Genomic DNA, 16,025 nt, shown 5'->3' with positions numbered 1-16,025 from the left:
TGGTCGGTCACCGGCTCGCCAGGTCGGACGGCGCGGCGAGACGGCCGGTGACGGCGGTCGCCGCCGCCACGGCCGGGGACACCAGGTGGGTGCGCGCGGTGCGCCCCTGCCGTCCCTCGTAGTTGCGGTTGGACGTCGAGGCACAGCGCTGCCGGCCGGGGAGCCGGTCGGCGTTCATGCCCAGGCACATGGAGCAGCCGGAGAACCGCCACTCGGCGCCCGCGGCGGTGAACACCTCGTGCAGTCCCTCCTTCTCGGCCTGTTCGCGCACCTGCATGGAGCCGGGCACGACCAGCATCTGCACCTGGTCCGAGACGCTCCGGCCGCGGAGCACCTCGGCCGCCGCGCGCAGGTCCTCCAGTCGGCCGTTGGTGCAGGACCCCAGGAAGACGGTGTCGACCTGGATGTCGCGCATCGCGGTCCCGGGGGCGAGGCCCATGTAGTCCAGTGCGCGGCGGGCGGCGGCCTGCTCGGCGGGGTCGGTGCACGCCTCCGGGTCCGGCACGCGCGCGTGCAGGGGCACGGCCTGGCCGGGGTTGGTGCCCCAGGTGACCACGGGGGTCAGCCCGCTGACGTCGACGGTCACGGTGCGGTCGAAGACTGCGTCCGGGTCGGAGCGCATGGTTTGCCAGTACGCCACCGCGTCCTGCCAGGCCCGGCCCCTCGGACGGCGAGGGCGGTCGGCGAGGTAGGCGAGGGTGGTTTCGTCCGGTGCGACCAGACCGGCCCGCGCCCCCGCCTCGATGCTGAGGTTGCACATGGTCATCCGGCCCTCCATGGAGAGCGAGCTGACCGCGGGGCCGCGGTACTCCAGGACGTGGCCGTGCGCACCGTTCGCACCGATGCGCGCGAGCAGGGTGAGCATCAGGTCCTTGGCGGTGACGTCCGGAGCGGGCTCGCCGACGAAGTCGACGGCCATGGTGCGGGGGCGTTCCAGCGCCAGGGTCTGGGTGGCGAGCACGTGCTCGACGTCGCTGGTGCCGATGCCGAAGGCGAGGGCGCCGAACGCCCCGTGCGTCGAGGTGTGGCTGTCGCCGCACACCACGGTCATGCCCGGCTGGACGGCGCCGAGTTCGGGACCGACCACGTGCACGATGCCCTGTTGGCCGTCGCCGTGCCGGAAGAGTTCGATGCCGTGCTCGGCGCAGTTGCGGCGCACTGTGGTGACCTGCTCCACGCTGACCGGGTCGGTGATGACCAGGCTGTCGGTGGGCACGTTGTGGTCCTCGACGGCGAGCGTCAGCTCGGGTCTGCGGACCGGCCGCCGGGCGAGCCGCAGCCCGTCGAACGCCTGCGCCGAGGTGGCCTCGTGCACCAGGTGCAGGTCGACGTAGAGCAGGTCCGGCCCCGTCGCGGGGCCGCCTGACACGCGGTGGCCGTCCCAGATCTTCTCGACCAGGGTCCTGGGGCGGTCCTTCGGTGGTGCCGGTGGTGTCGCCGGTCCCGGGTTCGGGTCCGTCATCGGTGGCTGTCCTCCCCCACGGGTATGTTCGCGCCGGCGATGCCGAAGTCGGCGGCCAGCCGTTCCCGGACCGTGTCGAGTTCGTCGCACCGGCCGTCCGGTCGTGCGGTGACGTACTCCGTGTAGAGCCGGTCCACCAGTGCGTCGTCGGGCTCTCTGCCGAGCTGTTCGAGCACATAGCGGAAGACGGCCCGGCCGGAGTGGCGGCCGACCAGCAGCGAGCGCTTGCGGTCGAAGCGTTCGGGGTTGATGAACTCGTAGGTCGCCGGGTTCTTCAGGATGCCGTTCTGGTGGATGCCGGCCTCGGTGGCGAAGGCGTTGTCACCGAGGACCGCCTTGTTGCGCAGCGGCGGCATGGAGATGACGTCCGACAGCTTCCGGAAGGCCTCGTAGAGCCGCTCCAGCTTGATGCCGGTCGTCGCGCCGAACTGTTCGCTCTTGTACGCCAGTGTCGCGGCGAGCTCCTCCAGCGGGGTGTTGCCCGCGCGTTCGCCGATGCCGGCCAGCGTGGCCTGAACCTCGCTCGCGCCCGCCTGGATGCCCGCCAGCGCGTTGGCCAGGGACAGGCCGAGGTCGTCGTGGCAGTGGGTGGCCAGTTTCACGTCGTTCGGGAGCCAGGAGTGGACCATGGCGCACAGGTCCCCGTACTCCTGCGGGGTCGCGCAGCCGGTGGTGTCGGCCAGGATGACGGTGGTGACACCGGCTTCCAGTGCCCCGGTGACGAGCGCCTCGATCAGGTCCTTCTCGCCCCGGCTGGCGTCCTCGACGCCGAAGGAGATGTCCTGGGCGCCGAGGGAGTGGGCGTAGGCGATCGCGTCCTTGGCCTCTTCGACCGCTTCGCGGCGGGTGATGCCGCGCTTGTACTCCAGGTGCAGGTCGCTGCCCGTACCGCAGATCTGCACCTGGTGGTTGGGGCGTGCGCCGCCCGCCTCCATCGACAGCCGCACGTCCTCGCGGAACGCACGGTTGAAGGTGGCGAAGCGCGTGGTGGGGCGCACGGTCTCGGCGACGAGCCGGGTGGCCTCGTAGTCCTCGGGGGAGGAGCCGGGGAAGCCCGCCTCGATGGTGTCCGCCCCGTAGGCCTCCGCCTCCAGTGCCAGCGCGGTCTTCTGGCGGGGGGTCATCGCGTTGCCCGGCGCCTGTTCACCGTCCCGGAGAGTCGCGTCGAAGACGGAGATCCTGCGCAGCCGAGGAATCTCTTGTTGTGCCATACATGCACTCCGTTCCCGTCCAGCCGGAAATCTGTGTCGGTGCGCCGGGGTCCGTGACGGGGCTCCCGGCGTCGCTGTTCCTGTCCCACCGCGCCGAACCGGGCCCCTTTCCTCCTCGGAGGCGCGTTCCGACACTCCTCCGGTGCACGTCCGCCGGTGCTCGGGCGTGCCCGGAAGAGTGTGTTCAGGCCGCGCGGTGCGCCACGAGAAGGACGCAGCCGAGCTCGCCGGTCATCTGGCCGACCATGCTCTCCGCCTCCGCCGACTGCTCCGGCGTGAAGCCGAACAGCTTCGCCAGTTCGTCCTTGTTGGCGACGGTGATGTCGTTCATCATCGTGAAGGAAGGGCTCACGTTGCGGGAGATGTCGGTGATCTCGTCGGCCACCAGCCCGCACTCGCTCAGCAGGGCGGTGTAGTCGGCCAGCCGGGGCAGCGCGCCGGGCCGCCCGGCCCGCTCAGCGGCCTCCTCGTCGCTGACGTCCTCCCGGTCGAACAGGTCGGTCAGGACCACGCGCCCGCCCGGGGCGACGACGCGGGCCATCTCGGCGAGCGCCCGGCGCCGGTCCATGTGCACGATCGACTCGAAGGCGAGTACGGCGTCGAACGAGCCGTCGTCGAAGGGCATGTCCGTCCCGTCGGCCTGCTGGAACTCGACCTGCCCGGTGAGACCTTCGGCCTTGGCACGCTCGGTGGCCAGGCCGATCTGGTAGGGGCTGATGGTGATGCCGAGCACGGCGGCACCGGTGGCCCTGGCGACGCGGACGGCCGGCTTGCCGAGGCCGCAGCCGACGTCGAGCACCCGCTTGCCGGTGCCCGCCTCCAGCTTCGGGATCAGCAGGTCCGTGAACCGGTCGGTCGCCTCCTCGACGGTGGCCTCGTCGTCGGGCCCGAGCCAGTAGGCGAAGTGGAAGTTGTCGTCCCACTCGCGGCGCAGCATCGGGCCCACCAGCTCGTAGTAGTCCAACTGCGGCAGGGTGGTGCCGGGCACCGTCTCGTTGGCGCTCATGTGTTCCTCCTCGTTGCGCATGTCTGAATCGGCACTCACCGGGCGTCGGGTGCCGCGGGCGTTCCGGGGTCGTGTCCGTCTCGTTCCGCCCGCAGGGACGCGGCGATCTCCCCGGCACGCAGGGCGGTCATGGACAGCAGGCTCGACGAGATGCCGTGGGTGTGCTCGGTCGCGCCTTGCAGGTAGATGCCGCAGGCGAGCTTGTCGGAGGCGGTGACCCGGTAGTCGCGGTCGACGCGCACCAGTCCGTCGTCGTCCAGCTCGACGAAGTCGCTCAACTCGCCCAGCAGCGGCAGCGGGTCGGCTGGATGATAGCCGGTGGCGAAGATGACGACATCCGACTTGAGGGCCTCGGTCTCGCCGGTGGGCAGGAACTCGACCTCCGTCTCCACCCCGTCCGCCGAGGCGGTGACCCCGCGGACACGGGAGACGTTCGCGACACGCAGCCGGTCGACGCCGGCGATCTTCTCCTGGTACTGGCGGCGGTAGAGCTCCTTGATGAGATCGAGGTCGACCACCGAGTAGTTGGCGTTGCCGTGGTACCGCATCAGGGACTGCCGGATCTCGGGAGAGGCGAGGTAGTAGTCGTCCACCGCCTCGGAGTCGAAGATGCGGTTCGCGAACGGGCTGTCGTCGGCGACGCTGTAGCCGTAGCGGGAGTAGACCGCGTGGATACGGGCGTCGGGGAACCTGCCCATCAGGTCGTTGGTGATCTCGGCGGCGCTCTGGCCCGCCCCCACCACGGTGAAGCTGCGCTCCGGTGCCGGGGGCAGCTCCGCGAGCCGGTGCAGATACGCGGAGCTGTGCCAGACGCGGTCGGACTGTTCGATGCCGTCGGGCAGCGCGGGCCGCAGACCGGTGGCCAGGACGACGTTACGGGCCAGACAGGTCCGCGTCAGCGCCGGGTCCGCCGTGTCGCGGATCAGCAGTTCGAGGCAGTCGACGACGCCGTCGCCGGACACCGGCCGGATGCCGACCACTTCGCTGCCGTAGCTGACCATCTCGGGCACGCGCCCCGCGGCCCAGGCCAGGTAGTCGTGGAACTCGGCCCGGGAGGGCACGAGGATCTGGTGGTTGACGAAGTCGGCGAGACGGCCGCGGTCGTGGAGGTAACACAGAAAGCTGAACGGGCTCGTGGGGTTGCGCAGGGTGACGAGATCCTTGAGGAAGGAGATCTGCATCGTCGCGTCGTCGATCAGCATGCCGCGGTGCCAGCCGAAGGCCGGCCCGCGTTCGAAGAAGGCCGCGCTCGGTGCCGCGTCGTCACCGTCGCCCAGTTCCCGCAGCGCGATGGCCAGCGCCAGGTTGGACGGCCCGAAGCCGACCCCGGCGACATCCACGACCTGCGGCGTCTCGTGTACGGACACGTTCTCTTCCCCCATGTCAGTCGGTCCCCCACTTGGACGTCAGCGTGCGCAGCAGCGTGTTGATCCGCACGCGCGGCGCGCTGTCGGCAGGCAACGCCGTAACGGTGTCTTGCAGTTTGTTCAGCTCCTCCAGAACCAGAAGGGCAGCGCTCACGTCCTCGGGGACGTCCTCGCCGACGGGCGGCGCGACCAGGGAGCGCAGATGGGCCGCGAGGGCCACCGGAGTGGGGTGGTCGAAGATCATGCTTGCGGGCAGGTGCACCCCGCAGACCGCGGCGAGCTGGTTGCGCAGCCGTACGGAGCCGAGCGAGTCCATGCCCAGCTCGACGAACGTCCGGTCCGGCTCCACCTTCTCCGGGCCGGGGTGGCCGAGCAGCGTCGCCGTCGCGGTCCGCACCATGTCGAGGGCCACCCGGTCCCGCTCCTCCTCCGGCGCCCCCGCCAGGCGTTCGGCCATCGTCTCCCCCTGCTCCACGGTGCGGGCCGGTCCGGAGGCGTGCCGTACCGGCCCGCGGACGAGCCCGGTGAACAGCGGGTGCGGCGGCTCGGAGGCGGACCGGGCCCGGAGCGCCGCCGTGTCCAGCAGCATCGGCACCATGGTGGCGCCGCCGCTCTCCATGGCCAGGTCGAACAGGTGCAGGCCGTCCTCCGAGGCGAGCGGCAGGACGCCGGTCCGTGCGACCTGTTCGAGTTCGGCGGCGTCGAGGTGCCCCGTCATTCCGGTCGCCTCGGCCCACAGGCCCCACGCGAGGGACTGTGCGGGCAGCCCGTGCGCCCTGCGGTGCTGCGCCAGGGCGTCCAAGTAGGCGTTGGCCGCCGCGTAGTTGCCCTGACCCGGGTTGCCCAGGGTGCCGGCCGCCGCGGAGAACAGGACGAACGCGGTCAGGTCGAGGTCGCGGGTCAGCTCGTGCAGGTGGTGTGCGCCGTCGGCCTTCGGCTTCAGCACCCGGGTGAGTGCCTCCGGGGTGAGGGAGCCGGTCAGGGCGTCGTCGAGTACACCCGCCGCATGCACGACCGCCCGCACCGGATGCTCCGCAGACACCGACGCCAACGCCTCGGCCACCTCACCCCGCACCCCCACATCACACGCCCGCACCACCACATCCACACCCGCACCCACCTCGGGCGCCACACCCCCACGACGACTCAACAACAACAAATGCCGCACACCATGCACCTCGACCAGATGCCGCACCACCAACCCACCCAGCACACCCGTCCCACCAGTCACCACCACCGTGCCCTCGGGATCGAACCGCACCCCCTCCCCCGCCGCGGGGGCGGTCGCACGTGCCAGACGGGGCACCCGCAGTCCCCCGTCGCGGACGGCGAGCTGGGGCTCGCCCGAGGCGAGAGCAGCGGCGAGGACTTCACGCGTCGGCGGTTGCGCCGTGTCCAGGAGCACGATCCGCTCCGGCTCCTCCGACTGTGCGGAGCGCACCAGGCCCCAGACTGCGGCCGCCGCGAGGTCCCTCACGTCCTCACCGGAGGCGGTGGAGACCGCGCCCCGGGTGAGCACGACGAGCTTGGCTCCGGCCGCCCGTTCCCAGGCCGACCACGAGGACACCACCTCAAGGGCCCGCCGGACGGTGGCGTGGACGTCGTCCCCGCAGCCGGTGACGGGCGCCAGGACGACCTCGGGCACGGCGGGCGCCGCGCGGAGCGCCGCCATGTCCGGGTAGGCGTCGAGGTCCGCGTGGTCAGGGCCGAGGAGTGCGGCGCCGTCTCCCAGCACGGCCCAACCTCCCGAGGGGGAGGCGGCGGGCTCGGCCACCGGGAGCCAGTCGAGTCGGAACAGGCCGTTGCGCCGCAGCGCCTCCCCGGTGTCCGGCCGGGCGGCGGGCAGCGGGCGCAGCGTCACCGCCTCGGCTGTCAGCACGGCGCGGCCGGACTCGTCGGCGACCACCATCGCGTACGCGTCGGATCCCGTGGGGGTCAACCGCACGCGTCCGGCGGTGGCGCCGACCGCATGACGTGTCACCCCGCGCCACGACACCGGAGCCAGGACGCTGCCGGCGTCGTCGGTGAGCCGCACGGCGTGCAGGGCGGCGTCCAGCAGTACCGGGTGGGTGCCGTATCCGGTGGTCTCGGTGTCGGGCAGCAGGGCGACCTCCGCGAAGACCTCGCCGCCCGACCGGCGTACCCCGCGCAGGGCCTGGTAGGCGGGTCCGTAGCCCACGCCGCCTGCGGCGAACCTGTCGTAGAGGCCGTCCAGGTCGATGTCGGTGCTGTCTGCTGGAGGTGCGGGGTGCCTCTGCGACGTGTCACCGCGCGGGGCGCGCGCCAACAGGCCGCGCGCATGCGTCGTCCACGCGGCGTCGTCCGTGTCGGGCCGGGCGTGCACCGTGACGGCGCGGGCACCGGCCGCATCCGGACCGCCGACCTCGACCTGTAGCCGCACACCCGCCTCCTCGGGGAGGGTCAGCGGTGCCTCGACGGTGAGCTCGGCCAGGTGGTCCGCGCCCACCTCGCCGCCCGCGTGCAGGGCCAGCTCCACGAACGTGCTGTGCGGCAGCGTGGTCTCGCCGCGGAGTTCGTGGTCGGCGAACCACGCCGAGCCGTGCCGGGTGATCCGGCCCACGCACACGTACCCGTCACTGGCGGGGAGTTCGACGGCGGCCCCGAGGAACGGGTGGCCGGCCCCCGCCATGCCGAGCCCGGCGGGGTCGGTCGCGGGCCGCGCGGCGGGCCGCAGCCAGTAGCGGGTGTGCTGGAACGCGTAGGTCGGCAGATCGGTGTGCCGGGCGCCGGTTGTGCTGAACACCTCCTGCCACCGGACGGGGACACCGTGTGCGAACGCCTCGGCTGCGGCGGTGAGGAAACGTCGCATGCCGCCCTCGTCGCGGCGCAGGGTGCCCACGGCGACGGCGGGGCGTTCCGCGTCGTCGATGGTCTCCTGCACGCCGCCGGACAGCACGGGGTGCGGGCTGACCTCGATGAAGCAGGTGGCTCCCGCCCCCAGCGCGGCCCGCACGGCTGCCTCGAAGCGCACCGTGCCGCGCAGGTTCCGGTACCAGTACTCGGGTCCCCACGTCGTCGTGTCGGCCGGCTGTCCGGTGACGGTGGAGTACACCGGGACACCGGCCGCGCGCGGCTGGATGTCCCGCAGCGCGGTGAGCAGTTCATACCGTACGGCCTCGACCTGGTCCGAGTGGGAGGCGTAGTCGACATCGACCTCACGGACGCGGATGCCCTGCCGGTGCGCCTCCGTCAGCAGCTCGTCCACGGCCTGCCGGTCGCCCGAGACCACGACGGAGGCCGGCCCGTTGACCGCTGCCAGAGAGAGGCGCCCTTCCCAGCGTGCCAGCAGCGCCTCGGCCCGCTCGGCGGACAGCGCGACCGACACCATGCCACCGCTGCCGGCGAGCCGGACCAGCGCGCGACTGCGCAGCGCCACCACGCGGGCGGCGTCCTGGAGGCTGAGGGCCCCGGCGACGCAGGCCGCGGCGATCTCGCCCTGCGAGTGGCCGACGACGGCGGCGGGTTCGACGCCCAGCGCGCGCCACGCCTCGGCCAGCGACACCAGCACCGCGAACAGCACGCACTGCACCACGTCGACCCTCGCCAGCGCCTCGGCGTCAGCGAGCACGTCGCACAGCGACCAGTCGACGTACGGGCTCAGGGCCGCCGCGCACTCCCGCATGCGGGCGGCGAAGACCGGTGACGTCCTCATCAGGTCGTCTGCCATGCCGATCCACTGGGCGCCCTGGCCGGGGAAGACGAAGACGACCCGCGCCTGAGCGGTGGCCCGTCCGGTGACGCCGCCTCCCTCGGCCAAGGTGCGCATCAACTCGGCACGGTCGGCGCCGAGCAGCACCCTGCGGTGTTCCAGCGTCGCCCTGGCCGCCGCCAGACTGTGGCCGACGTCGAGGGCGCTCGGGGTGCCGTCGTCCGCGGCCCCGACCGCCGTGCCGTGCGTGACGGCGGACAGCAGCCTGGCGGCCTGGTCGTGCAGTGCGGCCTCGGAGCGTGCCGAGAGCACCCAGGGGACCACCGTCGGCGCCCGGGAACCGTCGTCACCGGCCACGCCGCCGATCCCGGCGTCTTCACCCGCCCCGCCCTGCGGTGCTTCTTCCCCGCGTCCGCGTTCCCCGGTCGTGGGCTGTTCGAGGATCACGTGCGCGTTGGTGCCGGTCACGCCGAACGCGGAGACGCCCGCGCGACGTGCCCGGTCCTTCCGGGGCCACGCGACGGTGCCGGTCAGTACCCGGACCGCCCCGGCCGACCAGTCGACGTGTGCGGACGGCTCGTCCACGTGGAGCGTCGCGGGCAGGACGCCGTTCCGCATCGCCTCCACCATCTTGATGACCCCGGCGACGCCCGCGGCGGCCTGCGTGTGCCCGATGTTGGACTTGACCGAACCGAGCCACAGCGGCTCCTCACGGTGCTGCCCGTAGGTGGCCAGCACCGCCTGGGCCTCGATGGGGTCGCCCAGCGAGGTGCCGGTACCGTGCGCCTCCACGGCGTCCACGTCCCCGCCGCGGAGTCCGGCTTCGGCGAGCGCGCTGCGGATCACCCGCTGCTGGGCGGGCCCGTTGGGTGCCGAGAAGCCGCTGCTGGCCCCGTCCTGGTTGACGGAGCTGCCGCGCACCACGGCCAGCACCCGGTGACCGTTGCGGCGCGCGTCGGACAGCCGTTCCAGGACGAGCATGCCCACGCCCTCGCCCCAGCCGGTGCCGTCCGCACCGTCCGCGAACGGCTTGCAGCGGCCGTCGGGTGCCAGGGCCCGCTGGCGGCTGAACTCGACGAAGGCCGCCGGCGTCGCCATCACGGCAGCACCTCCGGCCAGGGCGAGCGAACACTCCGAGCGCTGAAGTGCCTTGCAGGCCAGGTGCAGCGACACCAGTGACGAGGAGCAGGCCGTGTCGACGGTGATCGCGGGGCCTTCCAGCCCGAAGGTGTAGGCGATGCGTCCGGAGACCGCGGCGGCGCCGTTGCCGGTCCCCACGTGACCGCCCAGGTCCTCGTCCGAGGCGTGCAGCAGCAGCGTGTAGTCCTGCCCGTTCGTGCCGACGAACACCCCGGTGCGGCTGCCCCGCAGTGTGTCGGGGGCGACTCCGGCGCGCTCGACGGCCTCCCAGGAGGTCTCCAGCAGCAGCCGCTGCTGCGGGTCCATCGCCAGCGCCTCGCGGGGACTGATCCGGAAGAAGTCGGCGTCGAAGTCCCCGGCCCCGGTGAGGAATCCGCCCTCCTTCGTGTACGAGGTGCCCGGCCGCTCGGGGTCCGGGTCGTGCAGCGAGGACAGGTCCCAGCCACGGTCCTCGGGGAACGGGGTGATCGCGTCCACGCCGTCGTGGACCATGCGCCACAGCTCTTCCGGCGACCGTACGCCGCCGGGGAAGCGGCAGGCCATGCCCACGATGGCGATCGGTTCGTCCGCGACGCCGTGGGGCGCCCCGCCCTCGGTCGGCCGGTCCCCGGCGGAGTCGTCCGCACCCGCTGCACGACCGCCGTCGCCCGCCAGCAGGTCGGCCAGGTGGTCGGCGAGCGCGGTGGGCGTCGGGTAGTCGAAGACCAGCGTCGCCGGCAGCCGCAGCCCCGTGGCCGTCGCGAGACCGTCCCGCAGCTCCATGGCGGTCAGCGAGTCGAACCCGAGCTCCTGGAAGGCGCGGCCGGCGTCCACGGAGTCGGCGTCCGGGTGTCCGAGGACCCGGCCCGCCACGGCCCGTACGAGGTCGAGCAGGGCGCGGCGCCGCTGGGCTGCCGGGAGCCCCGCGAACTCCGCGGCCGTCCCGACGGATGCCTCGGCCCCGGCTCCGGGTTCCTCCGTGTCCGAAGCGGCACGGACCTCGGGCAGGTCCGCCAGCAGCGGCGCGGGCCGCACCGCGGTGAACAGCGGGGCGAACCGGTGCCAGTCGACGTCGGCGACGGTGACCGTGGTCTCGGCGTGCTCCACCGCCCGCGTCATGGCCTCCAGCGCCAGGGTGGGCGGCATCGGGAGGATGCCGCGCCGGGTCAGGCCGTCGGCGTCGACGATGCCCTCGCCGTCCCAGGCGCCCCAGGCGAGGGAGGTGGCGACGAGGCCGCGGGACGCCCGGCGCCGGGCGAGTCCGTCGAGGAACGCGTTGCCGGCCGCGTAGGCGCTCTGCCCGCCCGCGCCCCAGGTGGCGGCGATCGAGGAGAACAGCACGAAGGCGTCCAGCGGCCGGTCGCCGAGCAGTTCGTCGAGGTGGGCGGCGCCCGCGGTCTTCGCCGAGGTGACGGCGGCGAAGTCGGACGGCTCCGTCTCGGCTGCCGCTCGCACCTCGCTGACACCGGCGGTGTGCACGACGGCCGTGAGGGGGTGCTCCGCCGGTACCGATGCCAGGACGTCACCGAGGGCGTCCCGGTCGCGGATGTCGCAGGCGACCGTGGTCACCACGGCGCCCAGGCCGGTGAGTTCGGCTGTGAGCGCTTCGGCGCCGGGTGCGTCCGGGCCGCGGCGGCTGACCAGCAGGAGGTGGTGCGCGCCGCGTTCCGCGAGGTACCGGGCGACGTGCGCGGCGAGGGCGCCGCTGCCACCGGTGATCAGTACGGTGCCGTGCGGGTTCCACGGCCGCCGCTCGCCGTCGCCGGGCGCGGGCAGGGCACGGGTCAGCCTGCGGGCGAAGGCCCCGGCGGGGCGGAGCGCGACCTGGTCCTCGTCGCGCCGGGCGAGCACGCTCGCCAGGCGCGTGCGGCAGCGCTCGTCCGCGTCGTCCGGGAGGTCGACGAGGCCGCCCCAGCGGTCGGGGTGCTCCAGCGCCAGTACGCGGCCCAGGCCCCAGATCCCGGCCTGCGCGGGGTCGACGGAGCCGCCCGCCGCCTGGAGGGTCACGCCGCCGGAGGTCAGGCACCACAGTGGTGCCCTGACCTCCGCCTCGACGAGCCCGGCCAGCAACCGCAGGATTGCCGCGGCGCCCACCGTCAGATGTGCTTCCGGCCCCGACGGCTCCTGCTGGGAATGCTGCCGGTCGGCCGGCTGCGAGCGGGACGGCTGCCGGTCCGGCAGCTCACGTCCGGGTGCCGTCGTCGGGCAGAGCACTCCGGCGATCCCGTCGCCGTCCGCCGCCGCGCGCAGGTGCGCCACCAGGTCGTCGTCGAGCGCGACGGTACGCACCCGCGCTCCGTGGGTGGTCAGCGCCTCGGTGAGCGCGGTGTCCGCCTGGCCGGCCACGAGCCACGTTCCGCCGAGGGTGACGGACGCCGCATCCGGCAGGGGGCGCCAGGTCTCCTGGTAGCGCAGCGCGTCGAGCGCGGACTGCTCGTCGCGGCGGCGCCGCCACGCCTCCAGTGCGGGCACGATCCCGGTGAGCGCCTCGGCGTCGAGGCGCAGCGTCGTGGCCAGCGAGGTGACGTCCTCGCGCTCGACCGCCGCCCAGAACTCGGCGTCCTCGACGCCGCCTTCTGCCACGGGCGCCCGGGACGCCTGTGCCGGCTCCAGCCAGTACCGCCGCCGCTGGAACGGGTAGGTGGGCAGTTCCACGCGGCGCGCCCCGGTACCGGCGAACAGCGCGGCGTGGTCCACCTCGGCGCCCCGGACGTGCAGCGCCGCGACGGCGGTGCGGACAGCGGTGACCTCGTCCCGGCCGGACCGCAGGGTGGGGACGACGGCGGCGGCATCCGCCTGCTCGGCGAGGCACTCCCGCGCCATCGGGGTCAGGACGCCGCCGGGCCCGATCTCCAGATACGTCGTCACCCCCTGCTCGTGCAGAGTGCGGATTCCGTCGAGGAACCGCACGGGCGAGCGCACGTGGTCGACCCAGTGCTCCACGGAGCACGCCTGGTCGTCGGTCAGCAGCTCTCCGGTCACCGCGGAGACGAGCGGTGTCGTCGGAGCCGCGGGGCGCAGCCCCCGGACGACCTGCTCGAACTCTGCCAGCATCGGCTCCATCAGCGGTGAGTGGAACGCGTGGCTGACGGCCAGCCGCTTGGTCCGCCTGCCCCGCTCCGCCCACAGCGCCGCCAGCCGGTCGACCGCCTCGGCGTCGCCGGAGACGACTGTCGCCGACGGCCCGTTGACGGCGGCGATCCCCACCAGGTGTTCGACGCCGGAGAGCGAGGCCAGCACCTCCTCGGGCCCGGCCTGGAGCGAGACCATCGCCCCGCCCGCCGGGAGCTCCTGCATGAGGCGGCCCCGAGCGGCGACCAGCGCGCAGGCGTCAGCCAGGGTGAAGACACCGGCGACGTGCGCTGCGGCCAACTCACCGACGGAGTGCCCGATCAACCGGGACGGCGTGAGGCCCCAGTGCTCGAAGAGCCGGGCGAGCGCGACCTCGACGGCGAACAGGGCGGGCTGGGTCCACAGCGTGTCGTCCAGTGCGGCTGCACCGTCGAAGACGACGCTGTGCAGGGGCACGTCCAGGTGCGCGTCGAGCTGGGCGCACGCCGCGTCGAAGGCGTCGGCGAACGCGGGGCAGGCCTCGTGGAGGGCGCGCCCCATGCCGACGTGCTGGGCGCCCTGCCCGGAGAAGAGGAAGGCCAGCCGGTGGTGGGGCAGCGCTGTGCCGGTGAGCACGCCGGGGGCGTCCTCGCCGGCGGCGAGCGCGGCGAGCCCGGCGGCCAGCACCTCGGGGTCCGGTGCGACGACGGCCGCCCGCTGCTCCAGGGCGGGCCGCGTGGTCGCCAGGGAGTAGGCGAGGTCCAGCGGGTTCCGGTCGAGGAGGCCGTGGAGTTGGGTGGCCCGGTCCCGTAGTGCGGCACTGCTGCGGGCGGAGAGGAACCAGGGCATGGCCGGGGCGCCGCTGCCGGAGTGGGCCTGCACAGTGGCGGCGTTCTCGTCGGGGGCGGTCGCTTCGAGGATGACGTGGGCGTTGGTACCGCTGACCCCGAAGGAGGACACGCCCGCGCGGCGGGGACGCCCCACATCCGGCCACTCCACCGACTCCGTCAGCACCCGCACGCCACCCGCCGACCAGTCCACCTGCGGCGACGGCTCATCCACATGCAACGACGCCGGAAGCACACCATGCCGCATCGCCATCACCATCTTGATGACACCCGCCACACCCGCAGCCGCCTGCGTATGCCCCAGATTCGACTTCACCGAACCCAGCCACAACGGGCGCTCCGCCGCCCGCTCCGCACCATAGGTCGCCAACAACGCCTGCGCCTCGATCGGATCACCCAACCGCGTCCCCGTACCATGCCCCTCCACCACATCCACCCCGGACGCCGCCACCCGCGCATTCGCCAACGCCTGCCGGATCACCCGCTGCTGCGACGGACCGTTGGGTGCGGTCAGACCGTTGGAGGCACCATCCTGGTTGACCGCCGAACCCCGCACCACCGCCAGCACCCGATGCCCGTTGCGCTCCGCATCCGACAACCGCTCCACCAACAACACACCCACACCCTCGGACCACCCCGTACCATCCGCACCCGCCGCATACGACTTGCAGCGGCCGTCATGCGCCAGCCCACCCTGACGACTGAACTCGACAAACGCAGCAGGCGTCGACATCACCGTCACACCACCCACCAACGCCAGCGAACACTCCCCCTGACGCAACGACTGCGCCGCCAGATGCAACGCCACCAACGACGACGAACACGCCGTATCCACCGTCACCGCAGGACCCTCAAGACCGAACGTGTACGACAGGCGCCCGGAGGCCACGCTGCCTGCGCTGCCGTTGCCGAGGTACCCCACGAGGTCGCCGGGCACGTCGTCCTGGAGCCGTGCCGCGTAGTCGTGTGTCATCACGCCCGTGAAGACACCGGTGCGGCTGCCGCGCAGCGTTTCCGGCACGATGCCGGCGCGCTCGAAGGCCTCCCAGGAGGTCTCCAGCAGCAGCCGCTGCTGCGGATCCATCGCCAGCGCCTCACGCGGCGAGATCCCGAAGAACTCCGCGTCGAAGTCCGCGACGTCGTAGAGGAAGCCGCCCTCCCGTGCAGCGGACCGGACACTGCGGTCGGGGTCGAAGAGGCGGTTCAGGTCCCAGCCGCGGTCGGCGGGGAAGGCGGAGATGACGTCCTGACCGTTGGCCGCCACCCGCCACAGGTCCTCCGGGGAGCGGACGCCGCCCGGGTAGCGGCAGCTCATCGCCACGATGGCGATCGGTTCGTCCGCCGTGGTGCGGCCCGCGGCGGACGCCGGCACGGCCGTCGGTGCCGAACGGGACGACAGGGTACGGTCGTCGGCGAGTTCCGTCAGCAGGAAGTCGGTGAGCGCTGCGACGCTGGGGTGGTCGAAGACCAGCGTGGCGGGCAGGGTGAGGCCGGTCGCCGAGCTGATCCGGTTGCGCAGCTCCACCGCGGACAGCGAGCTGAAGCCCAGGTCGGTGAAGGACCGTTCGGCGGACACCGCTTCCGGGGTGGCGTGGCCCAGGACGACGCCCACGTGGGCCCGCACCAGGTCCAGGACGGTTTCGCGGCGGTCCCTGTCCCCGAGCCCCGCCAGCCTGTCGCGCAGCGGGTCCCCGCCGGTGGCCGCGGTGTCGACGGTGCGGCGTTCCGGCGTACGGATCAGTCCGCGCAGCAGCGGTGGGACGGGGCCGCGGCCCCGGTCACGGAGCCCGGCGCCCGTGAAGGCCACCGGCACGATCAGCGCCTCGTCGCGGGCCAGGGCGTCGTCGAACATGGCGAGGCCCTCGTCCGCGGACAGCGGGCGGATGCCGCTGCGGGACACCCGCTGCCGCTCGTGGTCGTCGAGCTGACCGGTGAGCGCGGACCGGTCCGCCCACAGCCCCCAGGCGAGCGAGTGTGCGGGCAGCCCGTGCGCCCTGCGGTGCTGCGCCAGGGCGTCCAGGAACACGTTGGCCGCCGCGTAGTTGCCCTGACCGGCGCTGCCCAGGGTGCCGGCCGCCGAGGAGAACAGGACGAACGCGGTCAGGTCGAGGTCACGGGTCAGCTCGTGCAGGTGCCATGCCGCGTCGGCCTTCGCGCGGAGGACGTCGTCGACGCGGTCCGGGGTGAGGGAGGTGATCAGGGCGTCGTCGAGTACACCCGCCGCATGCACGACCGCCCGCACCGGATGCTCCGCAGACACCGACGCCAACGCCTCGGCCACCTCACCCCGC

General features: G+C 73.2%; 5 protein-coding genes. All 5 read right to left on the bottom strand.

Going from position 1 to position 16,025, the window contains the following annotated elements; translation table 11 throughout:
- Positions 1-7: 7 nt before the first annotated feature.
- Positions 8-1,462, bottom strand: coding sequence for a 3-isopropylmalate dehydratase large subunit (gene leuC, locus H297_RS0131005; protein ID WP_106959736.1), 1,455 nt, complete (start codon positions 1,460-1,462; stop codon positions 8-10).
- Entirely contained in the window at positions 1,459-2,673 is a 1,215-nt protein-coding gene (locus tag H297_RS39425) for a homocitrate synthase/isopropylmalate synthase family protein (protein WP_037795802.1), read from the bottom strand. Before H297_RS39425 ends, leuC begins: the two co-directional genes overlap by 4 nt.
- Before the next feature lie 184 nt (positions 2,674-2,857).
- Complete coding sequence (locus H297_RS0130995) at positions 2,858-3,679, bottom strand: methyltransferase domain-containing protein (RefSeq protein ID WP_027740218.1); 822 nt, start codon at positions 3,677-3,679, stop codon at positions 2,858-2,860.
- A gap of 35 nt (positions 3,680-3,714) precedes the next feature.
- A complete protein-coding gene (locus H297_RS39420; protein ID WP_486589739.1) occupies positions 3,715-5,046 on the bottom strand; it encodes a lysine N(6)-hydroxylase/L-ornithine N(5)-oxygenase family protein in 1,332 nt (443 codons plus the stop codon).
- Positions 5,047-5,062: 16 nt separating this feature from the next.
- A partial coding sequence (locus H297_RS43040) for a type I polyketide synthase (protein ID WP_199787294.1) occupies positions 5,063-16,025 on the bottom strand: 10,963 nt, incomplete at its 5' end.

It is taken from the genome of Streptomyces sp. CNT360 (assembly GCF_000424785.1).
The sequence above is the reverse complement of the archived record's forward strand: the minus strand, read 5'-3'. Positions and strand labels throughout refer to the sequence as shown.